General features: G+C 45.9%; 18 protein-coding genes. 8 read left to right on the top strand and 10 right to left on the bottom strand.

Annotation, left to right across the window (positions count from 1 at the left end):
* Positions 1-10: 10 nt before the first annotated feature.
* Both ftsZ and lpxC read left to right on the top strand, forming a co-directional pair.
* Positions 11-1,258: a cell division protein FtsZ gene (gene ftsZ / locus C1S73_RS08365; protein WP_038866270.1), complete on the top strand. Its 1,248-nt coding sequence runs from the start codon at positions 11-13 to the stop codon at positions 1,256-1,258.
* A 101-nt stretch (positions 1,259-1,359) separates the two neighbouring features.
* Entirely contained in the window at positions 1,360-2,277 is a 918-nt protein-coding gene (gene lpxC / locus C1S73_RS08360) for a UDP-3-O-acyl-N-acetylglucosamine deacetylase (RefSeq protein WP_038866272.1), read from the top strand.
* Positions 2,278-2,380: 103 nt separating this feature from the next.
* Here the strand turns inward: lpxC and C1S73_RS08355 are convergent, their stop codons facing one another.
* The gene (locus C1S73_RS08355; protein ID WP_038866275.1) at positions 2,381-2,839 is read right to left on the bottom strand and encodes a DUF721 domain-containing protein; all 459 of its coding nucleotides are present in this window, start codon (positions 2,837-2,839) and stop codon (positions 2,381-2,383) included.
* A 420-nt stretch (positions 2,840-3,259) separates the two neighbouring features.
* On the opposite strand from C1S73_RS08355, the gene secA reads away from it, so the two are divergent.
* The 5 genes from secA (at position 3,260) to carB (ending at position 12,520) form a co-directional block, all read left to right on the top strand.
* Positions 3,260-5,989, top strand: a complete 2,730-nt coding sequence (gene secA / locus C1S73_RS08350) for a preprotein translocase subunit SecA (protein WP_038866278.1) — start codon at positions 3,260-3,262, stop codon at positions 5,987-5,989.
* 338 nt (positions 5,990-6,327) lie between these two features.
* Positions 6,328-6,726 carry an 8-oxo-dGTP diphosphatase MutT gene (gene mutT / locus C1S73_RS08345; protein WP_038866280.1) on the top strand — a complete coding sequence of 133 codons (399 nt, stop codon included), beginning with the start codon at positions 6,328-6,330 and terminating at the stop codon, positions 6,724-6,726.
* A 113-nt stretch (positions 6,727-6,839) separates the two neighbouring features.
* Positions 6,840-7,649, top strand: coding sequence for a 4-hydroxy-tetrahydrodipicolinate reductase (dapB, locus tag C1S73_RS08340; RefSeq protein WP_038866282.1), 810 nt, complete (start codon positions 6,840-6,842; stop codon positions 7,647-7,649).
* Between the two features lie 481 nt (positions 7,650-8,130).
* Positions 8,131-9,270: a glutamine-hydrolyzing carbamoyl-phosphate synthase small subunit gene (carA, locus tag C1S73_RS08335; RefSeq protein WP_038866284.1), complete on the top strand. Its 1,140-nt coding sequence runs from the start codon at positions 8,131-8,133 to the stop codon at positions 9,268-9,270.
* A 16-nt stretch (positions 9,271-9,286) separates the two neighbouring features.
* Positions 9,287-12,520, top strand: coding sequence for a carbamoyl-phosphate synthase large subunit (carB, locus tag C1S73_RS08330; RefSeq protein WP_038866286.1), 3,234 nt, complete (start codon positions 9,287-9,289; stop codon positions 12,518-12,520).
* A 484-nt stretch (positions 12,521-13,004) separates the two neighbouring features.
* Here the strand turns inward: carB and ssp4 are convergent, their stop codons facing one another.
* A complete protein-coding gene (ssp4, locus tag C1S73_RS08320) occupies positions 13,005-13,919 on the bottom strand; it encodes an Ssp4 family T6SS effector (RefSeq protein ID WP_038866291.1) in 915 nt (304 codons plus the stop codon).
* Between the two features lie 249 nt (positions 13,920-14,168).
* On the opposite strand from ssp4, the gene C1S73_RS08315 reads away from it, so the two are divergent.
* Entirely contained in the window at positions 14,169-14,948 is a 780-nt protein-coding gene (locus tag C1S73_RS08315) for a TSUP family transporter (RefSeq protein ID WP_038866293.1), read from the top strand.
* Here C1S73_RS08315 and C1S73_RS08310 read toward each other — a convergent pair.
* From C1S73_RS08310 to gltB, 8 genes are all read right to left on the bottom strand, one after another.
* A complete protein-coding gene (locus C1S73_RS08310; RefSeq protein WP_038866295.1) occupies positions 14,884-15,744 on the bottom strand; it encodes a LysR family transcriptional regulator in 861 nt (286 codons plus the stop codon). The two genes, C1S73_RS08315 and C1S73_RS08310, sit on opposite strands and share 65 nt — an antisense overlap.
* A gap of 130 nt (positions 15,745-15,874) precedes the next feature.
* Entirely contained in the window at positions 15,875-16,495 is a 621-nt protein-coding gene (locus C1S73_RS08305; protein ID WP_038866298.1) for a TRIC cation channel family protein, read from the bottom strand.
* 77 nt (positions 16,496-16,572) lie between these two features.
* The gene (gene btuF, locus C1S73_RS08300) at positions 16,573-17,397 is read right to left on the bottom strand and encodes a vitamin B12 ABC transporter substrate-binding protein BtuF (protein WP_038866300.1); all 825 of its coding nucleotides are present in this window, start codon (positions 17,395-17,397) and stop codon (positions 16,573-16,575) included.
* Positions 17,397-18,350, bottom strand: coding sequence for a cobalamin biosynthesis family protein (locus C1S73_RS08295; RefSeq protein ID WP_038866302.1), 954 nt, complete (start codon positions 18,348-18,350; stop codon positions 17,397-17,399). Before C1S73_RS08295 ends, btuF begins: the two co-directional genes overlap by 1 nt.
* Before the next feature lie 14 nt (positions 18,351-18,364).
* Complete coding sequence (gene mtnN / locus C1S73_RS08290; RefSeq protein ID WP_038866304.1) at positions 18,365-19,060, bottom strand: 5'-methylthioadenosine/S-adenosylhomocysteine nucleosidase; 696 nt, start codon at positions 19,058-19,060, stop codon at positions 18,365-18,367.
* A 65-nt stretch (positions 19,061-19,125) separates the two neighbouring features.
* Positions 19,126-19,554 (bottom strand): DUF1499 domain-containing protein, encoded by a 429-nt coding sequence (locus C1S73_RS08285; RefSeq protein ID WP_038866307.1) that lies wholly within the window; start codon positions 19,552-19,554, stop codon positions 19,126-19,128.
* Between the two features lie 91 nt (positions 19,555-19,645).
* Entirely contained in the window at positions 19,646-21,058 is a 1,413-nt protein-coding gene (locus C1S73_RS08280; protein WP_038866309.1) for an FAD-dependent oxidoreductase, read from the bottom strand.
* A gap of 20 nt (positions 21,059-21,078) precedes the next feature.
* A complete protein-coding gene (gltB, locus tag C1S73_RS08275) occupies positions 21,079-25,542 on the bottom strand; it encodes a glutamate synthase large subunit (RefSeq protein ID WP_038866311.1) in 4,464 nt (1,487 codons plus the stop codon).
* Between the last annotated feature and the right edge of the window lie 228 nt (positions 25,543-25,770).

Here is a 25,770-nt window from a genome sequence, read left to right as displayed (position 1 = left end):
GAGACAACACATGTTTGAACCGATGATGGAAATGTCTGACGATGCAGTAATCAAGGTCGTTGGAGTTGGTGGCGGCGGTGGTAACGCTGTTGAACACATGGTGCGTGAATCCATCGAAGGTGTGGAATTCATCAGCGTCAACACTGATGCGCAAGCACTTCGTAAGACAAGCGTTGGCAATGTTATTCAGATCGGTGGTGATATCACTAAAGGTCTGGGGGCAGGTGCGAATCCACAGGTTGGCCGTGAGGCAGCTCTCGAAGACAGAGATAGACTTAAAGATTCCCTAACTGGTGCCGATATGGTGTTTATCGCAGCAGGTATGGGTGGTGGTACAGGTACTGGTGCAGCTCCTGTTATCGCAGAAGTCGCTAAAGAGCTTGGCATTCTGACTGTTGCGGTAGTAACAAAACCGTTCAGCTTTGAAGGCAAAAAGCGTTTGGCATTTGCAGAGCAAGGTATCGATGAGCTTTCTAAGCATGTTGATTCTTTGATTACGATTCCAAACGAAAAGCTACTTAAAGTACTTGGTCGTGGTGTTACGCTACTTGAAGCATTTGCGAGTGCGAACGACGTTCTTAAAAACGCTGTTCAAGGTATCGCAGAGCTAATCACTCGTCCTGGCATGATCAACGTCGACTTTGCAGACGTACGTACTGTGATGTCGGAAATGGGTCACGCAATGATGGGTAGCGGCATCGCGAAAGGCGAAGACCGTGCTGAAGAAGCGGCAGAGATGGCAATTTCTAGCCCACTTCTAGAAGATATCGATCTAGCGGGTGCTCGTGGTGTTCTTGTTAACATTACGGCTGGTTTGGACATGCGTCTTGACGAGTTTGAGACCGTAGGTAACACAGTGAAAGCATTTGCTTCTGACAATGCAACAGTGGTTATCGGTACATCTCTAGACCCTGATATGACGGACGAAATCCGCGTAACTGTTGTTGCAACAGGTATTGGTAATGAGAAGAAACCAGATATCACGCTAGTTGCGGGTGGCAAAGCGAAAGTGGCTCCGACTCAGGCAGCTCCTCAAGCTCAACCACAGCAGCAAACTGCGGCACCGCAAGCTGAAGAGAAACCGGCACAAACTTTGCAAACTTCACCAGTGCAAGAGAAGCCACAGGTAACTCCTCAGCCGACAAATACCGTTTCTTCTCCAGCTTCTTCTGCAAGCCAAAGTTCGGCGGCACCGAAGCAAGAGAAAGAAAGTGGTTACTTAGATATTCCGGCATTTTTGCGTCGTCAGGCTGATTAATCTTTAACCCGTAAATTTGACATAGCTCAAAATTATGGTAGCATTCACGGTCGACGTTACAGACGGCCGTGTTTTGTAGCACATTTTAGAGAGGCAAGCAGATGATCAGACAACGTACTCTGAAAGAAATAGTGAAAACAACTGGTGTGGGTCTCCACTCTGGTCGTAAAGTCACGCTTACTCTGCGCCCAGCTGCTGCTAATACAGGTATCATTTACCGTCGTACAGATGTAAACCCACCTGTAGATTTTCCAGCTGATCCTGCGTCTGTTCGTGACACTATGCTATGTACAGCACTAGTGAACGACGAAGGCGTGCGTATTTCAACTGTTGAACACTTGAACGCGGCACTTGCTGGTATGGGCATCGACAACATTATTGTTGAAGTTGACGCACCTGAAATTCCAATCATGGATGGTAGCGCTAGCCCATTCGTATACTTGCTACAACAAGCAGGTATCGAAACGCAAAATGCACCTAAGCGTTTTATCCGTATTAAGAAACCAGTTCGTTTTGAAGATGGCGATAAGTGGGCAGAGTTTGTTCCATTTAACGGCTTCCGTATGGACTTCGAAATTGAATTCAACCACCCTGCGATCGAATCAGACGAGCAACGTCTTCTGTTTGATTTCTCATCTCAAGGTTTCGTTCGCGAGATCTCTCGTGCACGTACGTTTGGTTTTATGCGTGATATCGAATATCTACAATCTCAGAACCTTGTTCTAGGTGGTAGCTTTGATAATGCGATTGTTTTGGATGACTACCGTATTCTTAATGAAGAAGGTCTTCGTTTTGAAAACGAGTTTGTGACTCACAAAGTGTTGGATGCCATTGGTGACCTTTACATGTGTGGTCATGCAATTATTGGTGAATTCCGCGCTTATAAATCAGGTCACGGTCTGAATAACCAACTTCTGCGTGCTGTTCTTGCTGATCAAGAAGCATGGGAATGGACAACATTCGAAGAAGAAGTCGGTTCACCAGTTGCATTTGCAGAACCAAACATGGTGCTTGCGTAATCAACGCTGACGCAAAATAGATTAAAAAAACCAGGCCGCCGCCTGGTTTTTTACTATCTGAGCTTTGAACAGTGAGGTCACTGTTCTTTCTTCGCTCTACCTATCACTTGTCTTTCTTCTTTTCTGCCATTTCCGCAAGACGTTTCAAACGCTCTTGAATCTTTGGTGGCGCCATATCTGCGATGATCATTAATGAATTTGCTGCAGCTTCAGTAAGAGGCGGACGCTTTGGTCTGTCATCGTGCTCGAAACGATTCCGGTATAGTGATGGGTTGATTCGAACTTCCACACTCATCAGCTTTGCATAGCCTTGAGTTCGAAGCTTATTTAGGATCATTAAACGATCGTAATCGATCTTCATCTTTAGTGAAGCGCTGGCCACATCAATGAGCAAATGACCGTTACGGACGTTAGCCACTCGGCAATGATCTGCCGTACCCTTAGGTAGGATCTCTTGCAGCGCCTGATTAAGTTGCAGGATGTCTCCCGCATGTTCTTGTATCTTTTTGAACTGGGATTCGGCAATAAGATCGTCTGTTGAGGTAGGGCGATGATCACGCATAGGTAAAATCTAATTTTGTTGAGATATGGGTATTCTAGAGCAGCTTTCTGCTTAGGTATAGTTTACATTATGGCCTTTATCTTCAGCTCGCCCATAAATATTTGATATAGCATGGCGAGACGGATTGTTTTGATAATGCCGATTGAGCAGCGATATGTATGTGTAATACTGGCGAATCCGTCATCAGTTTGGTTAAAAACTTACGAGTGCTTCAAACAAATACGTCTATTTATGGTTGTATCGATGAAAAATCCTTACACTAAGCCACATTGATTCAAAATTAAGCCTTGAAATATGGACGTTTGAACTCAATATCTTTGATAAATGATTTATCTCAGTATTCTTAGTTCTAAACTGGCAGAGACTGAAGGCATTACGAGTAGATCGGGAACGGTCTGATAAAAGAGAGATTCACGAAAAATGATAGCTAAGCTACTGACAAAAGTTATTGGCAGTCGCAACGACCGAACACTGCGCCGCCTTAGAAAAATTGTAAAAGAGATCAATAACTACGAACCAACGTTCGAAGCACTGTCTGATGAAGAGCTAAAAGCAAAGACTGTTGAGTTCCGTGAGCGCCTAGAGCAAGGCGAAACTCTTGATAAGCTACTTCCAGAAGCATTTGCTACGGTTCGTGAAGCATCTAAGCGTGTTTACGGTATGCGCCACTTCGACGTGCAGCTTATTGGTGGTATGGTCCTTAACGGTGGCCAAATTGCTGAAATGCGTACTGGTGAAGGTAAAACTTTAACGGCGACTCTTCCTGCTTACCTAAACGCACTTCCTGGTAAAGGTGTCCATGTTGTAACGGTGAACGATTACCTAGCAACACGTGACGCGGAAACAAACCGTCCACTATTCGAGTTCCTTGGTATGACTGTTGGCATCAACGTGCCAAACATGCCTCCTCAAGCTAAGAAAGAAGCTTACGAAGCCGATATCCTTTACGGCACAAACAACGAGTTTGGTTTTGACTACCTTCGTGACAACATGGCTTTCCGCAATGAAGACCGTGTTCAACGTGAACGCTTCTTCGCTGTTGTCGATGAGGTGGATTCAATCCTAATCGATGAAGCTCGTACTCCTTTGATCATTTCTGGTCCAGCAGAAGACAGCTCGGATCTATACACTCGCATCAACTTGCTTATCCCACAGCTTCAGAAACAAGATAAAGAAGATTCTGAAGAGTACCGCGGTGACGGCCACTACACTGTGGATGAGAAGTCTAAACAAGTTCACTTAACCGAAACGGGCCAAGAGTTCGTTGAAGAGCTGATGGTTAAGAACGGTTTGATGGAAGAGGGTGACACGCTTTACTCTCCAACCAACATTAGTTTATTGCACCACGTAAATGCGGCACTTCGTGCGCACGTATTGTTTGAACTGAACGTAGACTACATTGTAAACGATGACGGTGAAGTGGTTATCGTTGATGAACACACTGGCCGTACAATGCCAGGTCGTCGTTGGTCTGAAGGTCTTCACCAAGCGGTTGAAGCGAAAGAAGGCGTTAAGATTCAAAACGAAAACCAAACGCTGGCTTCTATTACTTTCCAGAACTACTTCCGTCTATACGAAAAACTGTCGGGTATGACAGGTACAGCAGATACAGAAGCGTTCGAATTCCAATCTATTTACGGTCTTGAAACGGTGGTTATTCCAACCAACAAACCAATGATCCGTAATGATATGCCAGATGTGGTCTACCGTACTGAAGCAGAAAAATTTGCTGCAATCATCGAAGACATCAAAGAGCGTGTAGAAAAGGGTCAACCATCTCTTGTAGGTACGGTTTCTATCGAGAAATCAGAACTTCTTTCTAATGCACTTAAGAAAGCGAAGATCAAACACAACGTATTGAACGCAAAATTCCACGAACGCGAAGCTGAGATTGTTGCGGAAGCGGGTACGCCAGGTGCGGTAACAATCGCAACCAACATGGCTGGTCGTGGTACCGATATCGTATTGGGTGGTAGCTGGCAGGCAAAAGTTGAAACGCTGCAAGATCCAACCAAAGAACAAATTGATGCGATTAAAGCAGAGTGGAAGCAGGTTCACGATCAAGTACTAGATGCGGGTGGTCTGCACATCATTGGTACGGAACGTCACGAATCTCGTCGTATCGATAACCAGCTACGTGGTCGTTCTGGTCGTCAAGGTGATGCGGGTTCTTCTCGTTTCTACCTATCAATGGAAGACTCACTACTTCGTATCTTTACTTCAGACCGTATGGCGAGCCTTATCCAAAGTGGTATGGAAGAAGGCGAAGCGATCGAATCGAAGATGCTGTCTCGTTCAATCGAAAAAGCACAGCGTAAAGTAGAAGGTCGTAACTTCGATATCCGTAAACAGCTTCTTGAATACGATGACGTTGCGAACGATCAACGTAAAGTGGTTTACGAATTGCGTGACGAGCTAATGAGTGTTGACGACATTAGCGATATGATCGAACAAAACCGTGAAGACGTAATCACAGCGATCATCGACGAGTACATTCCGCCACAATCTCTAGAAGACATGTGGGATGTTGAAGGCCTGCAAGAGCGTTTGAAAGCGGACTTCGATCTAGATGCTCCTATCAAAGAGTGGCTTGAGCAAGATGACAAGCTTTACGAAGAAGCATTACGTGAGAAGATCGTTAACCTAGCAGTAGAAGTTTACAAGCAAAAAGAAGAAGTGGTTGGTGCACAAGTGCTACGCAACTTCGAAAAGTCGGTCATGCTTCAAACGCTAGATACGCTATGGAAAGAACACCTAGCGGCGATGGATCACTTACGCCAAGGTATTCACCTTCGCGGTTACGCACAGAAGAACCCGAAACAAGAATACAAGCGTGAGTCGTTTGAATTGTTTGAAGGTCTACTAGAAGCGCTGAAAACAGACGTAATTACAGTATTGTCACGCGTGCGTGTTCAACAGCAAGAAGAAGTAGAACGCATGGAAGAGCAACGTCGTGCTCAAGCTGAGGAAGCGGCTCGCCGTGCTCAAGCTCAACACGCGGCAGCTCAAAACCCACTGACAGAAGGTGAAGAAGCAGAGGAAGGCTCTAGCCAACCAATGGTTCGTGACGAACGTAAAGTGGGCCGTAATGAGCCTTGTCCATGTGGCAGCGGTAAAAAATACAAACAGTGCCACGGTAAAATTGACTAATACAGTCAGAAGATATTAAGAAAGAGTCGCTTAGGCGGCTCTTTTTGTATTGATATACCCAAGTAACCTCGAGATGCTTGGTTCAGCGAGAATGACTTGGTTTGAAGGCGAGGCAACAATTTGAAGATCTAGTGGTTCTAAATCGAAAATTGTTAACGAAGCATGCGAACCAAGGCAACTCGCCCTTCGGGAGCGTGTCACTGAAGCAACTTCATCGTCAAACAACTTGGAAATAGCGTGCTATTCCGCTTCGTTGTTTTCCTTGAACTTGAATCAGTGACGACGCTCTGAATCTAGCATCTTGAAGTCACTTGGGTATAGATCTAGGAATGAATCTAATGAAAAGAATTCACATTGTTGCGGCGATTATCTTCAATGAAGACAGGTCGCAAATCTTCATCACTAAACGTCCGGACGATAAACACAAAGGTGGATTTTGGGAGTTTCCTGGTGGCAAAGTTGAGCAAAATGAAACAGTCGAGCAAGCGATGATTCGTGAACTTGAAGAAGAGATTGGTATCACAGTCACAGAACAAGCCTTGTTTGAGCATTTGGAATACGACTACCCAGATAAATCTTTAAAGTTTGATTTCATGACCGTTTCTCAATTCAACAATCAGCCTTATGGACGTGAAGGGCAAGAAGGGCGTTGGGTCGATATTATTGCGTTACCTAACTACGCTTTCCCAGAAGCTAATGTGCCGATTCTAGAGCGTGTAGTGAAAGAGTTTTCCTAACCTGCATCTAACTGTCTTGTGGTTAACACGGGATATTGTTAGTTTAAAAAGATACCGCGAAACGAAAGAGAACGAGTGCAAACCTCGTTATCCAGAGAAGGAGAGAAAGCGCAATGGTTCGTATTGCAATCGCAGGAGCGGCTGGCCGTATGGGTCGCAACTTAGTAAAAGCTTCACACTTCAACTCAGAAGCCGCTGTAACGGCTGGTTCAGAGCGTCCAGAGTCTTCACTTGTTGGCGTTGATGTGGGTGAACTGTGTGGTGAAGGTAAGTTTGATGTCTTTTTGACGGATGATTTAGCAAAAGAAGTCGACAACTTTGATGTTGTTATCGATTTTACTGCTCCAGTGAGCACGCTGGCGAATCTAGAGCTATGTAAGCAACATGGTAAGTGCATTGTTATTGGAACAACGGGCTTTAGCGAAGAAGAACGTGAACTGATTGACGAGGCAGCTAAGCAGGTGCCAGTTGTCATGGCTCCAAACTACTCTGTTGGCGTGAATCTTGTTTTCAAGCTTCTTGAGAAAGCAGCGAAAGTTATGGGTGACTACTGTGATGTTGAAATCGTAGAAGCGCATCACCGCCATAAAGTGGATGCGCCATCTGGCACCGCGATTGGCATGGGGGAAGCGATAGCTGGAGCGATGGGTAACAAACTGAGTGATGTTGCTGTGTACGCACGCGAAGGCATTACCGGTGAACGTACTAAAGATGAAATTGGCTTTGCCACTATCCGTGCCGGTGACATTGTCGGCGAGCATACTGCTATGTTTGCTGATATCGGCGAGCGTGTTGAGATTACTCATAAGGCAACAGATCGTATGACCTTTGCTAATGGCGCGGTAAAAGCCGCCGTTTGGCTGCATTCGAAGCCATCAGGCTTCTATACCATGACCGATGTGCTCGGCTTGAACGAGCTTTAAATACATAATTATTCGCCGGCGTAAGCCGGCTTTTTTGTATTTAGAGGAAAGTATGTAAAGAAATTGAGTCGTATCATCTGCGATTTCATCTTGAGTTATGGTGTGTTTTTGGATGTCTTGTTGTGAAAATCGCTTGAGTTGCTCAAAAGTATGGGTTGTTTTTGTGTGATGAACGTTTGCGCAAAAAACTCACAAAATTTTGTGATCTGCAATAAGTTCAAATTTGTAAAATTTACAAAAAAGGCCAACTGTCGGGAATGAATAACGATAAAACTTACAATTTTAAGGCTTTTTCTGTTTAAATGCCCTTACTCGCTAGAAAGTGATGATTTATTTTTCAATGTGTGTTGACAGTTTTGAAGTCCGTCATTAGAATACCGCCAATTTGTCAAAAATACCTGTTTATGTAAGTTTTCAAGGTAAAGGAAGGCAAGTTTGCAGCTTAATTTATTTTTTATGCATTTTTATTCTGGAGGTTGTCTTGGGTAAATTAGCACTGTTAGTCCTAGAAGATGGGACAGTGTTCCGCGGTGTTTCCATTGGAGCAGATGGTATTTCCGTTGGTGAAGTTGTTTTTAATACCTCGATGACGGGGTACCAAGAAATTCTCACTGATCCTTCCTATTCTCAACAAATCGTTACTCTCACTTATCCTCACATTGGCAATACCGGAACCAATTCCGAAGACGAAGAATCTTCTTCAATCCACGCACAAGGCCTTGTGATTCGCGATCTTCCTCTTATCGCTTCTAACTTCCGTAATGAACAATCCCTTTCTGATTACCTCAAGTCGCAAAATATCGTCGGCATTGCAGACATCGATACTCGTAAGCTAACTCGTATCCTACGTGAGAAAGGTGCGCAAAACGGTTGTATCGTTGCAGGTAACAACCTAGATGAAGCTTTGGCATTAGCAAAAGCAAAAGAATTCCCTGGCTTGAAAGGTATGGATCTTGCGAAAGAGGTTACAACAAAAGAAGCGTATCAATGGAAACAAGGTTCGTGGACGCTTGAAGGTGGACTTCCTGAAGCGAAAGACGACAGCGAATTGCCATATCACGTTGTTGCCTACGACTTCGGCGCAAAACGCAACATCTTGCGCATGTTGGTTGACCGAGGCTGCCGCCTAACGGTTGTTCCTGCTGAAACGTCAGCAGAAGAAGTTCTGGCTCTAAACCCAGATGGTGTTTTCCTATCAAACGGCCCTGGTGACCCAGAACCATGTACTTACGCGATTGAAGCAACAAAAACTTTCCTAGAGAAAGGTCTGCCAATCTTTGGTATCTGTCTAGGCCACCAAATCCTTGCGTTAGCATCGGGTGCACAAACAGTGAAAATGAAGTTTGGTCACCACGGCGCAAACCACCCAGTAAAAGATTTGGAACGTAATGTTGTGATGATCACTTCTCAAAACCACGGTTTTGCAGCAGATGAAGCAACGTTGCCAGAAAATCTACGTGCTACTCACGTATCGCTATTTGATGGTTCTCTACAAGGTATTCACCGTACAGACAAGCCAGCATTTAGCTTCCAAGGTCACCCAGAAGCGAGCCCAGGTCCACACGACGCGGCACCGCTATTTGACCACTTTATCGAACTAATCAAAAAACACAGCGCTTAATTCGGAGTAGTAGATAATGCCAAAACGTACTGACATTCAAAGTATTCTTATTCTTGGTGCTGGTCCGATTGTTATCGGTCAGGCATGTGAGTTTGACTACTCTGGCGCACAAGCGTGTAAAGCACTGCGTGAAGAGGGTTACCGAGTTATCCTTGTGAACTCTAACCCTGCAACCATCATGACTGATCCAGACATGGCGGATGCAACTTATATCGAGCCAATCCAGTGGGAAGTGGTTCGCAACATCATCGCGAAAGAAAAGCCAGATGCAGTTCTACCTACAATGGGCGGTCAAACAGCATTGAACTGTGCTCTAGACCTAGAGAAGCATGGCGTTCTTGAAGAATTCGGCGTTGAGATGATTGGTGCAACGGCTGACGCTATTGATAAAGCAGAAGACCGTTCTCGTTTCGATAAAGCGATGAAGTCTATCGGCCTTGAGTGTCCACGTGCGGATACGGCTAAAACCATGGAAGAAGCTTACGGCGTTCTAGATATGGTTGGCTTCCCATGTATCATCCGTCCATCATTCACTATGGGTGGTACAGGCGGTGGTATCGCTTACAACAAAGAAGAATTTGAAGAAATCTGTCGTCGTGGTTTGGACCTTTCTCCAACCAACGAGCTTCTAATCGATGAATCTCTTATCGGTTGGAAAGAGTACGAGATGGAAGTGGTTCGTGACAAAGCGGACAACTGTATCATCGTATGTGCGATTGAAAACTTCGACCCAATGGGCATCCACACGGGTGACTCAATCACGGTTGCACCAGCGCAAACACTAACAGACAAAGAATACCAGCTAATGCGTAACGCATCTCTAGCAGTACTGCGTGAGATTGGTGTTGAAACTGGTGGTTCTAACGTACAGTTTGGTATCAACCCGAAAGATGGCCGTATGGTTATCATCGAGATGAACCCACGTGTATCTCGCTCTTCTGCTCTAGCTTCTAAAGCAACAGGTTTCCCAATCGCTAAGATTGCAGCGAAACTGGCAGTTGGCTTCACGCTAGACGAGCTAATGAATGACATCACTGGCGGCGCAACGCCAGCATCATTCGAACCAACAATCGACTACGTAGTAACTAAGATTCCTCGTTTTAACTTCGAGAAATTTGCAGGTGCTAACGACCGTCTAACGACGCAAATGAAGTCTGTTGGTGAAGTTATGGCTATCGGCCGTAACCAGCAAGAATCTCTACAAAAAGCGCTTCGCGGCCTAGAAGTTGGCGCGACTGGCTTTGACGAAATGGTTGACCTAGATGCGCCAGATGCACTAACAACAATTCGTCACGAACTAAAAGAAGCTGGCGCAGAGCGTATTTGGTACATCGCGGATGCATTCCGTGCGGGTATGTCAGTAGATGGCGTATTCAACCTAACGCAAATCGACCGTTGGTTCCTAGTTCAAATCGAAGACATCGTTAAGCTTGAGCAAGAACTTAAAGCGAAAGGCTTTGCTGGCTTGAACAAAGACGAGCTAAACAAGCTGAAGCGTAAAGGTTTTGCTGATGCACGCCTATCTAAGATTCTAGGTGTAGCGGAAAGTGAAATCCGTCGTTTACGTGACCAATACGATATCCACCCTGTTTACAAGCGCGTTGATACGTGTGCGGCTGAGTTCTCTTCAGATACGGCTTACATGTACTCATCTTACGATGACGAGTGTGAAGCAAACCCAACAGACAAAGACAAGATCATGATTCTAGGCGGCGGTCCAAACCGTATCGGCCAAGGTATCGAATTTGACTACTGTTGTGTACACGCATCACTAGCTCTACGTGAAGATGGCTTTGAGACTATCATGGTTAACTGTAACCCTGAGACTGTTTCAACGGACTACGACACGTCTGACCGTCTGTACTTCGAACCAGTAACACTGGAAGACGTACTAGCAATTGCTCGTGTTGAGAAGCCAAAAGGCGTTATCGTTCAGTACGGTGGTCAAACGCCACTTAAACTGGCTCGCGCATTAGAAGCGGCTGGCGTGCCAATCATCGGTACTAGCCCTGATGCAATCGACCGTGCAGAAGACCGTGAGCGTTTCCAAGTTGCTGTTGACCGTCTAGGTCTGCTACAGCCAGAGAACGCGACAGTAACAACAATGGAGCAAGCGGTAGAGAAATCTCGCGAAATCGGCTTCCCATTAGTTGTACGTCCTTCTTACGTACTTGGTGGTCGTGCGATGGAAATCGTATACGATGAGCAAGACCTACGTCGCTACTTCAACGAAGCAGTAAGCGTATCGAACGAATCTCCAGTTCTTCTTGATAGCTTCTTAGATGATGCTGTTGAAGTGGATATCGATGCTATCTGTGACGGTGAGCGCGTAGTTATCGGCGGTATCATGGAGCACATCGAACAAGCAGGTGTTCACTCAGGTGACTCAGCATGTTCTCTTCCTGCATACACGCTAAGCCAAGAAATCCAAGACGTAATGCGTGAGCAAGTTGAAAAGCTGGCGTTCGAGTTGGGTGTTCGTGGTCTGATGAACACGCAGTTTGCTGTTAAGAACAACCAAGTGTACCTAATCGAGGTTAACCCTCGTGCAGCACGTACGGTACCGTTCGTATCGAAAGCGACTGGCGCGCCAATCGCTAAGATCGCAGCACGTGTAATGGCGGGTCAATCGCTAGAGTCTCAAGGCTTTACGAAAGAAATCATCCCACCTTACTACTCAGTGAAAGAAGTTGTACTTCCATTCAATAAGTTCCCTGGTGTTGACCCACTGTTAGGCCCAGAAATGCGCTCTACTGGTGAAGTTATGGGTGTTGGTGCAACGTTTGCAGAAGCTTACTCTAAAGCTGAATTGGGTTGTGGCAACATCTACCCAGAAGGCGGTCGTGCACTTCTTTCTGTTCGCGAAGGCGACAAAGAGCGCGTTGTAGACCTAGCATCTAAGCTGTCTAAGCTTGGTTACCAACTAGATGCAACACACGGTACTGCGGTTATCCTAGGCGAAGCGGGCATCAACCCACGTCTAGTTAACAAGGTACACGAAGGTCGTCCTCACATTCTTGACCGTATCAAGAACAACGAGTACACCTACATCGTGAACACTGCAGCTGGCCGTCAAGCGATTGAAGACTCTAAAGTTCTTCGTCGTGGTGCACTGGCTGAGAAAGTGAACTACACGACTACGCTAAATGCGGCATTCGCAACTTGTATGGCACACACGGCAGATGCGAAGAGCACAGTAACTTCGGTTCAAGAGCTACACGCAAAAGTGAAAGCTAGCCTAGAAGCGTAATAGATAAAAATCAGTAAGCCCGTTTATTAGGGCTTATATGACAACCTCATTGCCCGCTCATTTGAGCGGGCTTTTTTGTCTTTAAGGTTTCTTAAAATGGAGAGAATTGAAATGCGCTAAGAAAGCTTGGTAGAGAGGACTTTTGTATAGCATCAAACTGATAACTGAAAGTAACGTCCCTAAAGATGAAGAAACAGTACTGCCATTTGTAATGATAAAATTGACGCTACAAGTGAGAAGAATAAATGCAATAGTGGCTAAGTTTACCTTTGCAGCAATACTCAGGCCTTTGCTGATTGTTAGGATGTTTGGTACGCATATTACTGTCGCAGTTATGGCGCCGAAGAGAGTGAAGTAAGTATCGAGATCAATTCGTTGAGAGAGAGAAAACCATTCATTCCAGATGCTTAGGCTTATTGCTAAACCAATAGTTAATGCTAAATATAAACATATGCTTATTAATATGTTCACTAGGTCGATCGATTTAGTATTCAACTTTCAACTCCTCATAAATACCAATGGCAAGGTTCTTTACCTCTCCAGAATAACTGCTTCCTATTATGCTAATAGAACCTCCAATCGCGTCGAGGAGTTGGTGGGAAATGGATGCGGATACAGTGGCTTGTGAATATCTCTTGGGTATTAATCCTGCTAAGACAAGTTGTTTTCGTGCTTTGTTCGAGAAGGAAGGAAGATTTCTGCGGACAATCTCTTTCGTTAATCTTGCTCTCTCTTGTCTATTTAAACCTTTTAATACTTCTTGAATGCCTTTCCCTGTAGTTTGCTTTAGAGATAAAACCATTCTTGTTGTTTGGTAACCACTTGCACCAGCTCCGACCAAAGAGATGTAATCTAAGGCCTTTGTGGTGTTTTGATACCATTCATTGTTGTCTAAATTAGATAATTTTTCCGGTGATTTTGACGCCATAAAGGTTCTTGCTACGCCTATGGAGCACTGGGCTGTAGCTGCTGCAGTTGCCGCATATGAAATGTAGGACATTGTAACACCTGCTGGACCACTTATTGGTACTGTTAATCCAGAACCAATAACACCAATCCATCCAATCGCGGCACCAACACAGCTGATGCTTGCAGATAAAAGCTCTTGGTTAAACTTAGATTTAGACTCTTCTTGCTTTATTGTTTTTGCAAACTCGAATGATGTTTGGTTTTTCATCGGTTCCCGCAAGATGATGAAAATAGGATTGATGCGGCATGTGGCAGTGAAGTCTCTCAACCGAACAATGGTAAACATGTTGTCGATATAAACGACCCCAGCTCCCGAGGTTTCGGGCCTAGAGTCTATGACTTTGAAAAGCTGTTTTAGATTTACGGTTTGTTCGATGCGAGAGCGTAGCTGTTGCTCTTTTATTGAAGGGCGAGCCCTTAAAACATCCATTGTTTTCACTTTCGATAAGGTTGAATTGATAAGATTAAGCCAGTGTTTTCTTTTTCCATCAAAAAATTGAAATGCTCTTGAGAGTGAATTCTATCGGAAATGTAATTGATACATTTAACGTATCATTTGTTAGATTTTTAGATTGATGAAAATCTGGAATAGGTTGGTATCTTGAGTTTCCTTTTGTGCGTTTGTAAGGCAATGCTATCGTTGCCTCATCTGGTTACAAATATTTACAAGGACGCACGAGTGGAAATCACTTTCGAGATGTTAATTGCATTGTTTTTTGTCGCATCAGCAGCAGGGTTTATTGATGCCATGGCTGGTGGTGGTGGTCTATTAACATTGCCAGCTCTACTGGCAGCGGGGCTTAGCCCAACTCAGGCATTGGCGACGAACAAACTCCAAAGCTCATTCGGAAGCTTCTCTGCTAGTTGGTACTTTGTGCGTAATGGTATTGTTAGCCTTAAAGAGATGCGCCTAGCGATTCTATGTACCTTTATTGGCTCTGCTATTGGGGCAGAGGCTGTGCAGTTTATCGATGCAGGTATACTCACTAGCCTTATCCCTGTATTGCTGATTGCGATTTCTCTCTACTTTTTGCTCTCCTCGACCTCTAAAACAGCGGAAGGGGAGCCGAAGCTTTCTGAAGCGATGTTCGCTTCGTGCGTTGGTGGCGGCGTGGGCTTTTACGATGGCTTTTTTGGCCCAGGTACTGGCTCTATCTTTGCGCTTTGCTTTGTCGCACTTGGTCACTTCTCTTTGGTTGATGCGACTGCTCGTACTAAGATTCTCAACTTCACCTCAAATATCGCGGCTCTGCTGTTCTTTATTCTTGCTGGTTTGCCTGTGTGGGAAATCGGTCTGACCATGGCGGTAGGTGGCTTTATTGGTGCTCAACTTGGTGCCAAAGTTGTCGTCACCAAAGGTCAAAAATGGATTCGACCTTTAGTCATTACCATGTCTATGTTGATGGCGACAAAACTTCTTTGGCAACAACATCACCAATGGTTTCTATCACTGTTTTAACTCTTGGTGACTGGTACACGTTTTGCCTAACGCAGATATGAATCGGTCGAATTAAAGATGCCAGTTGTTCGAACATGAAGCAGTTATGGTCAGGGATCTTTAACGCTCTAACGATCGATAACGGTATTAATGCTGGCGCTGCCCCTCCAAGTGCAAGTTGTGCAGCTGCAGTGTAGGCATCCATTTCCATCAATGGTTTGATACCGATTTTCTCTAATGCTGGCAGTTGGTAGCTATTGGACGGATTAGTTAAATCATTTGTGATGACTTTTTTCGGAAGTTCATTCAGTTGTTGATCACTAACGAGGAAGAAAGGTTCATCACATAAGTGGAAAGCCATCAAACCATGATGTGGTGGCAATAGCCCAGCGCAAAGCCCAATGGTTGCTTTACCGGATTGAACTCGCTCAACGATTCTAGGGCTGTGGTTGGTGGTTATGGTTAAGTACTGATCTTGCTTGAGGTAATCACCAATAGTTTTTCCAAGATAACCCGCAATAAGAGACTTTGAACTATCGAGGGTGATTAATGATGTGTCCTCTAGCTCTTGTTGTTCATAGATAAGGCCACGTAACTCGTTAAAAGATGGACCAATATTCTCGATCAAAGCCATGCCATCAGGTGTGAGTTTAATGGTTCTCCCCGAGGGTTCTACTAGCTTCTTTCCCAGTTTCTTCTCTAGGTTTGCGATACGTTTACTCACCGCAGATTGGCTGATATACAACAAACTCCCAGTGCGACTCATCGTTTTCGCTTTGCTTAAAACTAATAGTGTTTCGATACCTTCCAGTAACATGTCTATCCATGAATGTTGGGAATAATAGGCCTAATATAGCCAAGCTTGAGATGAGAAGCGACAGGTGATTTTACAAACAAAAAGAGCCGACGTATTAGTCGGCTCTTTTGCGTAAATTCATTCGTATCGATCAACGATTGATAGCAAAGGTTGGCAGTGACAAGTGCCAGCGAATCGCACCAAGACGAATAATCAACGTTGAGATGACACCTGCGAGTAAAGCGACAGAGTGATCATACCCCATGCTTAGAGCCATGGTGTGGAAGATGCCGCCAATAATACAGGCCGTCGCGTAGACTTCACTTCGTAATACCATGGGTACTTCTCGTGCAAGCACATCACGGATAATACCGCCGCCGCAGCCAGTGATGACACCCATGATCACCGCCACCATACCAGATGCATTGTAGGCTAGCGCTTTTTCGACACCGATGCCGACGAATACCGCCAAACCAATTGCGTCACAGACAGGTAAGACCCACCAAGGCAAGCGCTTAGGGCGACGAATGAGAATCATCGTGAGCAAACAAGTGATGAAAATTACCCAAAGATAAGTGGTGTCAGTGATCCAGAAGACCGGGGTTGCGCCAAGCGCCATATCACGAATAGTGCCGCCGCCAATAGCTGTCACACTACCGAGTACGATCACACCGAAAGGATCCATCTTTAATCGGCCTGCGAGTAAAACGCCAGAAACCGCAAAGACAGCAGTACCGAATAAATCGATCATATAAAGCAGCATGGAGTCCATGTTACTTGGTACCTTTTAAACAAATTGTGGGGGAACAGAAATGGGACGGAAATTGTACGGGATTTCCAACGAAAACGTTAGCGTTTTTGCCGAACGGTTTCAAAGTGTTCACACACCTCTGTGATCGCGTTTAAGGTTCTTGGGGTTGGGCGGTTGATCCAGTCGGAATTGAGTGACCAAACGTGGTTGTTCTTTAATGCTGGGATGTCGTTTTTCCATTCAGCCCACATGCCATCATTACTCATGGCATGGCGAGAGGTAAACAGGACTTCGGGTTGGCGAGTAATCACTTGCTCGATACTGACTTGTGGGTAAGGGGCTCCGCCTTTGGCAAAGATATTTTCACCACCGCAGAAGGTGAAAACTTCACTTGGCCAGTTCTTGCCCGCAACGGTGATGATCGGCTTCTCACTTAATTGATAGAAGTAACTGACTTTATCCTCGGTATTGTATTTTTCTTTTAATGCTTCTAGCTGCGCGCGGAATTCTGCGGCGGCTTTTTGCCCAACTTCCGGCTTCTCACTGTACTGGCTAAGTTGTTCAATGTTCGTAGCGATGTCTTCTAACGTTCCAGTGGTTGAGTAGTAGATGGGAATGTCAAACTGCTTGAGCTTTTCAAGTTCTTTGGCTGGATTACCTGCTGGCCAAGCGATAACTAAATCGGGTTGAAGGGCAATGATGCGCTCTAACTTGATGCCTTGATAGTTTGATACTTTCTCTAAATCTTTAGCTTGCTCTGGGTAGTCACTCATTTCACTGACGGCAATCAGTTTGTCACCAAGACCTGCAGCATAGGCGATTTCTGTTGAGTGTGGTGCCAGGCTGATGACGCGTTGAACTGGTTCATTGGCAAAAGAAGCGGCAGAGAAGATAAGAGGAAGAGCAAAGCAAAGTTTGTTCATCATAGTCCTTGATAAATGAGTCCGAGAATCAGGCTTTGGATAACGATCCAAGCAAAAATACGCCATACAATGAGGGTTTGGATTTGTGCTAAATGAATAGCAGATGGAGCTATACGACCACCAATTTTCGCTCGTTCAGCTCGTTGACCTTGGTACAGCGCTGGGCCGCCAAGTGACAATTGAAGTTTGTTACCAATTGAGCACAACAACCAAGCTGGCCCCGGAAGTGGCCAAGACTTCGCTTGTTGAAGCATGGCAGTCGAAACACTTGATAGGTTTTTACCCATGCTAATGAACACGGCAAACAAGCGTAAAGGAATAATCTCCAATACAGCAGTTAGCTGAATAGCAGGCTTACCAAAAGGTGAATACTGACGGCGACTTGGGGACCAAGCGCGAGCGAGCTCTGCCGTTAGGCGATACATTAACGCGCCAATTCCACCAGTCAATCCATACCAAAACAACACACACACAACGTTACGTCCGTAACCCATGATGATGGTCTCTGCACCTGCTTTACCAATACCAAGCAGTGATAAGCTCTCGGTATCTCGATTAAGGTAAGGCTTGAGTAACGCTCGGCACTGCACTTTGTTCTCATTCGACATTGCGGTGACGAGTTGTTTAGCAAGTGACTCGTTGTTTCGCCAGTCGAGAGCAATAAGCAGTAATGCCAGCTCAAATAAGGGCGCTTGCCAAACTAAGGGCTTCATCGCGAGCAGTAATATCAAGCAGGGTACAAGCATAAGAAACAATGCGAGTCCGCCAGAGAGAATGCTTTGTGGGTAGTTGTGGTTGTTATTAACTTTGTTCGCCAGTTGTTCTGCGAATTTATGCCACAAAGTCACAGGATGAGCTGCGTGAGGAATGGGGATTAATAAGTGGAATAGTAATGCGCCCCACATGACGAGGAGCGCACCATTGGCATAGAGCTGCTGAAATATTTCTTCCATGAAATTCTGGGGACTTACTTAGTCAGTTCCAACATTTTGCATACCATTTCTGAAGAGCTTTTCGCTGCTAGCGGTAGGAACTCTTCGAAGCTCATTGGTGATTCTTTGTCTGCTACGTCAGAGATAGCACGAACAACAACAAACGGTGTATTGAATTGGTGACAAGTTTGAGCGATAGCAGATGCTTCCATTTCTACAGCGATAACAGAAGGGAAGTGTTTACGGATAAACTCTTGGCGTTCTGCCGTGCAAACAAACGCATCACCAGTACAGATCAGGCCTCGAACGGCGTGAGTGTTTTCCATCTGAGTCAGTGCTTTTTCAGCAAGGTCCATTAGCTTCTCATCCGCTTTGAATGCTGCTGGTTGGCCTGCCATTTGCCCCATTTCGTAGCCAAACGCTGTTACGTCTGCATCGTGGTGACGAACTTCTGTTGAGATAACAACGTCGCCTAGGTTTAGGCTTGAATCGAAGCCACCTGCAGAGCCAGTATTGATAACCACATCTGGTTGGTACTCGTCTAGCAGAATAGTTGTGCCTACTGCAGCCGCTACTTTACCGATGCCAGATTGAAGCAGTACCACATCAACGTCGTTAATCTGACCAGAGAAAAACGTACAACCTGCTTTGCTCACTGTTTGGCAGTTTGTCATTGCTTCTTTCAGGATGGTGACTTCTTGTTCCATCGCACCGATGATACCAACTTTCATAACACTCTCTTTCGATAAAAATTTAAGTTGGCGAGAGTATATCACTCTGCACCAATATGTGGTCGTTATTTGATTAACTCAGCATTCGCCAACAGTGAACGTAATTGTTCGGCACGCTTACGGTTCACGCCAAAGTCTGAATAGCCAACGCGAGATTCCGAACGAACAATAAGCTGGTCGCCTTCGATCTTAAGCTCTAAATCGTCCACAAAGCGCATGATTTTAGATGTGCATTCGATACGTAGGTAATTGCCTTCTTTAACGGCTGTCTTCGCGCCTGGCAGTTCAAGCGCCACTTGCTCAATTGCATCGATGTTCGTGGATTCGGTTAGGGTGAATTGTGTTAGGTTGTATTCTTCACGCGTGTCTTGGGTGGAGACGCAGTTGGGTTTGTCACCACAAGGTGATTGAGAACGATCCGTCATGGTTGTAACTCCTTGGCTACAAGCGGTTAAGCCGAGCAAAGTAATGGAAAGGAGAGCGGCTTTTTTCATTGGTTCTATCCCTTATCTTAGGAATTTAATTATATGTAATAAAAGAAAAAAGGATCCAATAGTAGGATCCTTTTTGAGACGTTAACAGTAATTAAACTTCAAGGTAATCGAGAATACCTTCTGCGGCTTTTCGACCTTCATCAATCGCGGTTACTACCAGATCTGAGCCTCGTACCGCATCGCCACCAGCGAAGATCTTTTTGTTGCTGGTCTGGAATTGGAACTCTTGTTTCGCAGGAGCTTTGATACGGCCCCATTGGTCCAACTCGACATCAAACGGAGCTAGCCAGTCCATTTTGTGTGGCTGGAAACCAAACGCCATGATAACGACGTCTGCTGGTAGAACGTGCTCGCTGCCTTCTACTGGTTCTGGGCGTCGGCGACCTGCGTCATCAGGCTCACCAAGGGCGGTTTTCACCACTTTGACCCCTGAGACCTTACCTGACGTATCGACTTCAATTCCTAAAGGCTGAAGGTTGAACATGAACTTCACACCTTCTTCCTTGGCGTTTTTCACCTCGCGGCGAGAACCAGGCATATTGGCTTCATCACGACGGTAAGCACATACAACGTTTGACGCGCCTTGGCGGATAGAGGTTCGAACACAGTCCATTGCGGTATCACCACCACCGAGTACCACTACGCGTTGTTTTGCCATGTCGATAAATGGTTTGTCGTGCTCCAAGCCCATGACCTTGTAAGTATTTGAAATCAAGAATGGCAGAGCATCGTAAACGCCCGGCGCACCCTCATTTTCTAGTCCCGCACGCATGTACTTGTAAGTACCAACACCCAAAAAGACAGCATCGTACTCATTAAGCAGCTCTTGCATTTGTACATCTTTGCCTACTTCCACATTCATCTGGAACTCAACGCCCATCTCGGTGAAGACGCGACGACGATTTTCCATCACGCCTTTTTCAAGCTTGAATGAAGGGATACCGAAGGTCAGTAGACCTCCAATTTCAGGATAGCGGTCAAATACGACAGGTTTCACGCCATTGCGGACTAGGATATCAGCGGCAGCCAAGCCTGCTGGTCCTGCACCAATGATGGCAACCCTTTTATCGGTCCACTCCACCTTGGACATGTCAGGCTTCCAGCCCATTTCGAAGGCTTTATCGGTAATGTATTTTTCAACGTTACCTATGGTGACAGCGCCAAAGTCCTCATTGAGAGTACAAGAGCCCTCACACAGACGATCTTGCGGACACACTCGACCACAAACTTCAGGTAGGCTGTTGGTTTGGTGCGACAGTTCAACGGCTTCAAGGATACGACCTTCATTGGCTAACTTTAGCCATTGCGGGATGTAGTTGTGGACAGGGCACTTCCATTCACAATATGGGTTACCACAATCCAAGCAGCGATCCGCCTGCGCAGTCGCTTGTTGTTTGGTAAATGGTTCATAGATTTCAACGAACTCGATCTTACGAACTTTGATAGGCTTCTTCGCAGGATCTACGCGTTGAACATCGATAAATTGATAAACGTTCTGACTCATGATTCAAACATCCTCCATGATTACTGGGCTTGAACGCGCAGTTCTGCGGCACTGCGACTCTGGTGACCAAGTAGCGTGCGTAAGTCCGCCGCTTGTGGTTTCACCAAGTAGAACTTTGGAATCCATTCATCAAAGTTCGCCAAGATATCTTCTGCGTGGCTAGAGCCGGTTTCTTCAAGATGTTCGGCAATCAGACCACGTAAGTGCTCTTGGTGGATGTAGAGATCCGACAGAGAAATCGCTTCAACCGATTCGTTGTTCACGCGACCTTGGAAGTCTTGGTTCTCATCTAATACGTAAGCAAAGCCGCCAGTCATGCCTGCGCCAAAGTTCACGCCTGTCGCGCCAAGAATGGCGACAATACCGCCAGTCATGTACTCACAAGCGTTATCGCCAGCGCCTTCAATGACGGCAATCGTACCTGAGTTACGTACGCCGAAACGCTCACCTGCTTTACCTGCCGCAAACAGTTTACCGCCGGTTGCGCCGTACAGACAGGTGTTACCAATGATGGTCGCCTCATTACACTTAAATGCAGTGCCAAGGTGAGGTTTGATAACCACCTTACCGCCAGCCATGCCTTTACCTACGTAGTCGTTGGCATCCCCAGTCAGGTAAAGCTCTACGCCACCTGCGTTCCAAACTCCAAATGACTGACCAGCAGTGCCATCCAAGTGCAGTTTGATTGGCGTTGCCGCCATGCCTTGGTTGCCGTAACGCTGAGCGATTTCACCAGATAGGCGAGCACCTACAGAACGGTCGGTGTTGATCACGTTGTAGAAGAAGCTAGCAGATTGACGTTTCTCAACCGCTTGCAGCGCGTCTTCAATGATCTTGTTGTTTAGCTCTGCTTTATCAAATGGTGTATTTGGCTGTGTCCAGTAAAGAGGGTGTCCTTCTGGAGAGACTGGCGCCTCAAGGATATTCGACAGATCTAGCTTGGTTTGTTTCGCTGTCAGACCTTCAACGGTTTCCAACAAATCCGTGCGACCAATCAAGTCAGTCAGTTTTTCAACACCAAGTTCAGCGAGCAATCCGCGCACTTCGTCCGCCAGACCGATGAAGTAGTTCATCACCATTTCCGGTAGACCTTTGAAGAACTCTTTACGCAGCGTTTCGTCTTGAGTCGCGACTCCAGTAGCACAGTTGTTGAGGTGACAAATACGTAGGAACTTACAACCCATTGCCACCATTGGCGCAGTACCAAAACCGAAGCTTTCTGCACCGAGAATCGCTGCTTTCACCACGTCTAGACCAGTTTTTAGACCACCATCTACTTGTAGTCGGATCTTGTGGCGCAGACCATTAGCAACCAGTGCTTGTTGTGTCTCTGCCAATCCCAACTCCCAAGGGCTACCTGCGTATTTCACTGAAGTTAAAGGGCTTGCTGCGGTACCGCCGTCGTAACCCGAAATGGTAATGAGATCTGCGTAAGCTTTCGCTACACCTGTTGCGATGGTGCCGACGCCTGGTTCAGATACTAATTTCACCGAAACTAGTGCATTTGGATTGACCTGCTTTAGGTCGAAGATCAGCTGGGCCAAATCTTCAATCGAATAAATATCGTGATGCGGAGGAGGGGAGATCAGAGTTACCCCCTGTACCGAATAACGCAGTTTTGCGATTTCTGCGGTGACTTTGTGTCCCGGTAACTGGCCACCTTCACCCGGCTTCGCACCTTGTGCCACCTTGATTTGCAGTACGTCTGCATTGGTGAGGTAGTGAGGCGTGACACCAAATCGTCCCGATGCGATTTGCTTGATGCGTGAGTTACGCTCTGTGCCGAAGCGGCGTGGATCTTCACCACCTTCACCCGAGTTTGAGTGGCCGCCGAGACGGTTCATCGCCATCGCTAGTGCTTCGTGTGCTTCGGGGCTGAGTGCGCCAATGGACATCGCTGCAGAATCAAAGCGTTTGAAGAGTTCTGTATTAGGCTCAATTTGCTCTAAAGGTAGCGGTGAATCTGATTTCTTCAGTGACATAAGGTCACGAAGCATAGCAACAGGGCGTTGGTTCACCTGCTTAGCAAAGCTCTGGTAATCGTTACTTTCTCCCGATTTCACAGCGGTTTGCAGTGTGCTTACTACGTCAGGGTTGTAGGCATGATATTCACCATCATGGACATATTTTAATAGTCCACCATGGTCGATGGCTTTGCGCTTCGCCCATGCTTTGCGAGACAGGTTATACAAGTCTTGTTGGAAGTCTTCGAAGCTTGCCCCTTCAATACGAGTCGTCACGCCTTTAAAACACAAATCGACTAATTCTTGGCTTAAACCAACCGCTTCAAATAGTTGTGAACAACGGTACGATGCAATGGTGGAAATCCCCATCTTCGACATGATCTTGTACAGACCTTTATTGATGCCGTATTGGTAGTTTTGCATCACATCGCGATAGTCTTTATCAAGCGCACCATCGTCAATCAGTTTACCCAACGCCTCATAGGCTAGATATGGATAAACAGCCGTTGCACCAAAGCCAAGCAAGACAGCAAATTGATGCGGGTCGCGCGCTGTGGCAGTTTCAACCACAATATTGGCGTCACAACGCAAATTTGCATCAATCAAGCGAGTTTGTATCGCACCGACGGCCATAGCCGCAGGGATAGGTAGTTTGCCTTTGACTAAAGCTCGATCGGAAAGCACAACCAAAACGGTGCCTTCACGGACAACGTGTTCGGCTTGATCACACAATTCATTGATGGCTTGCTTTAGATCTTTCTGCTGTGGATCGTAGTTGATATCGAGAATGGTATTACGGTAATGATCGTCACCAAGCTCCAGTAATTGTTGCATGTCTGAGTAAAGTAATACTGGCGAATCGAAGGTGACTCGGTACGCGTGGCCATCGGTTTCACAGAAGACGTTCATCTCCTGACCAATACTGGTTGCCAGTGACATCACGTGCTTTTCACGCAGTGGATCGATTGGCGGGTTAGTTACCTGAGCAAACTTCTGACGGAAATAATCCGTTACCAAACGCTCTTTGGAAGAAAGGACGGCCATCGGGGTGTCATCACCCATAGAGCCAACCGCTTCTTGGCCCATATCGCCGAGCACTCGAAGTACTTGATCGACTTCTTCATTGCTCATGGCGAATTGCTTTTGATAAGTCCTAAGTACGTCTTCATCAAAGCTGCGTTCACCGACTTGATCTTCAGGTAGCTGAGAAAATGGCGTCAGTTTGCGAACGTTATTTTCCATCCATTCACGATAAGGATGGCGAGATTTCAGGTCATTATCGATTTCACTTGATTGCCACAACTTGCCTTTGCGTGTGTCGACAACTAATAGCTCACCCGGACCAACTCGGCCTTTTTCGGCGACTTCATCTGGTGCGTAATTCCAAATCCCCACTTCAGAAGCCAAGGTAATGAATTTGTCTTTAGTAATCACGTAGCGCGCAGGACGTAGACCGTTGCGGTCTAGGTTACATGCTGCGTAACGACCATCTGATAGTACGATCCCTGCTGGGCCATCCCATGGTTCCATATGCTTTGAGTTGAAATCATAAAAAGCACGCAGGTCTGGATCCATGTCTGGGTGGTTTTGCCATGCTGGTGGCACAAGCATGCGCATTGCACGGAAGATATCCATCCCGCCAGAAAGGAACAGATCCAACATATTATCTAGGCTGGAAGAGTCTGAGCCTGTCTCGTTGACAAAAGGTGCGGCCGTTTGTAAATCGGGCAGCAGTGGGGAAGAGAACTTATAAGCTCGTGCTCTAGCCCATTGGCGATTCCCTTCGATGGTGTTGATCTCACCGTTATGTGCAAGATAGCGGAATGGCTGAGCCAGTGGCCAACGCGGTTGAGTGTTGGTAGAAAAACGCTGGTGGAACAGGCAGATAGCGGATTCCATGCGTAGATCAGCAAGATCAAGATAGAAGCGCGGTAAGTCCGCAGGCATGCACAAGCCTTTGTACACCAGAACTTGTGTCGACAAGCTACAGATGTAGAAATCTGGATCTTCAGTGATTTGTTTCTCGATACGACGGCGTGCAATGTAAAGGCGGCGTTCAATATCACGCTCGCGCCAGCCTGCCGGTGCAGAAATAAAGACTTGCTGAATATTTGGAAGTGAGTCGGCAGCAATTGGGCCGAGAACCTCTGAATTGGTTGGGACGTCGCGCCAACCTGCAATCGTTAAAGTTTCTTGGGCGAGTTCTTTGTTTACGATGTCTTTTGCTTGTTGAGCTTTAACAGGGTCTTGATTGAAAAAAATCATGCCCACGGCATATTGTTTGCCTAGATTAAAGCCATTTTCTTCAGCGATCAGGCGTAAGTAGGAATCGGGTTTTTGTAGTAGAAGACCACAACCATCACCAGTTTTGCCGTCAGCGGCGATACCACCACGGTGGGTCATGCGGTCAAGTGCAGAAATTGCTGTTCGAACCAGCTTGTGACTTTGCTCCCCTTCCATGTGAGCGATTAAGCCAAATCCACAGTTGTCTTTCTCAAGACTTGGATCATAAAGAGCCATTGCAATTCTCCCTTTGCTTATCTGTCGTCCGACAGATATATCAACACTGCTCAAGTTGATAATGATGACTAACTATGCGTCACTTTTATGGTTTTACGTATATTTATTCAATAAAAATCGTCAATTATCTTAACAAAAAATGGTTGTTTTATTTTCATCGACTTCACAACCTATAGCTTATTGTAAAAAAGGTCAAGTTATTAGTGAATCATCACGTGAATATGCGAT

The organism is Vibrio jasicida 090810c (assembly GCF_002887615.1).
GTDB classification, from domain to species: Bacteria; Pseudomonadota; Gammaproteobacteria; order Enterobacterales; family Vibrionaceae; genus Vibrio; species Vibrio jasicida.
Note: the sequence above shows the minus strand (reverse complement) of the source record. Positions and strands in the feature narration are given on the sequence as shown.

What these genes read in the sequence shown, in the direction of transcription:
- ftsZ (WP_038866270.1), top strand. Translation starts at nt 11, where the DNA reads ATGTTTGAACCGATGATGGAAATGTCTGACGATGCAGTAATCAAGGTC.
- lpxC (WP_038866272.1), top strand. Translation starts at nt 1,360, where the DNA reads ATGATCAGACAACGTACTCTGAAAGAAATAGTGAAAACAACTGGTGTG.
- C1S73_RS08355 (WP_038866275.1), bottom strand. Translation starts at nt 2,839, where the DNA reads ATGCGTGATCATCGCCCTACCTCAACAGACGATCTTATTGCCGAATCC.
- secA (WP_038866278.1), top strand. Translation starts at nt 3,260, where the DNA reads ATGATAGCTAAGCTACTGACAAAAGTTATTGGCAGTCGCAACGACCGA.
- mutT (WP_038866280.1), top strand. Translation starts at nt 6,328, where the DNA reads ATGAAAAGAATTCACATTGTTGCGGCGATTATCTTCAATGAAGACAGG.
- dapB (WP_038866282.1), top strand. Translation starts at nt 6,840, where the DNA reads ATGGTTCGTATTGCAATCGCAGGAGCGGCTGGCCGTATGGGTCGCAAC.
- carB (WP_038866286.1), top strand. Translation starts at nt 9,287, where the DNA reads ATGCCAAAACGTACTGACATTCAAAGTATTCTTATTCTTGGTGCTGGT.
- ssp4 (WP_038866291.1), bottom strand. Translation starts at nt 13,919, where the DNA reads ATGGATGTTTTAAGGGCTCGCCCTTCAATAAAAGAGCAACAGCTACGC.
- C1S73_RS08310 (WP_038866295.1), bottom strand. Translation starts at nt 15,744, where the DNA reads ATGTTACTGGAAGGTATCGAAACACTATTAGTTTTAAGCAAAGCGAAA.
- C1S73_RS08305 (WP_038866298.1), bottom strand. Translation starts at nt 16,495, where the DNA reads ATGGACTCCATGCTGCTTTATATGATCGATTTATTCGGTACTGCTGTC.
- btuF (WP_038866300.1), bottom strand. Translation starts at nt 17,397, where the DNA reads ATGAACAAACTTTGCTTTGCTCTTCCTCTTATCTTCTCTGCCGCTTCT.
- C1S73_RS08295 (WP_038866302.1), bottom strand. Translation starts at nt 18,350, where the DNA reads ATGGAAGAAATATTTCAGCAGCTCTATGCCAATGGTGCGCTCCTCGTC.
- mtnN (WP_038866304.1), bottom strand. Translation starts at nt 19,060, where the DNA reads ATGAAAGTTGGTATCATCGGTGCGATGGAACAAGAAGTCACCATCCTG.
- C1S73_RS08285 (WP_038866307.1), bottom strand. Translation starts at nt 19,554, where the DNA reads ATGAAAAAAGCCGCTCTCCTTTCCATTACTTTGCTCGGCTTAACCGCT.
- C1S73_RS08280 (WP_038866309.1), bottom strand. Translation starts at nt 21,058, where the DNA reads ATGAGTCAGAACGTTTATCAATTTATCGATGTTCAACGCGTAGATCCT.
- gltB (WP_038866311.1), bottom strand. Translation starts at nt 25,542, where the DNA reads ATGGCTCTTTATGATCCAAGTCTTGAGAAAGACAACTGTGGATTTGGC.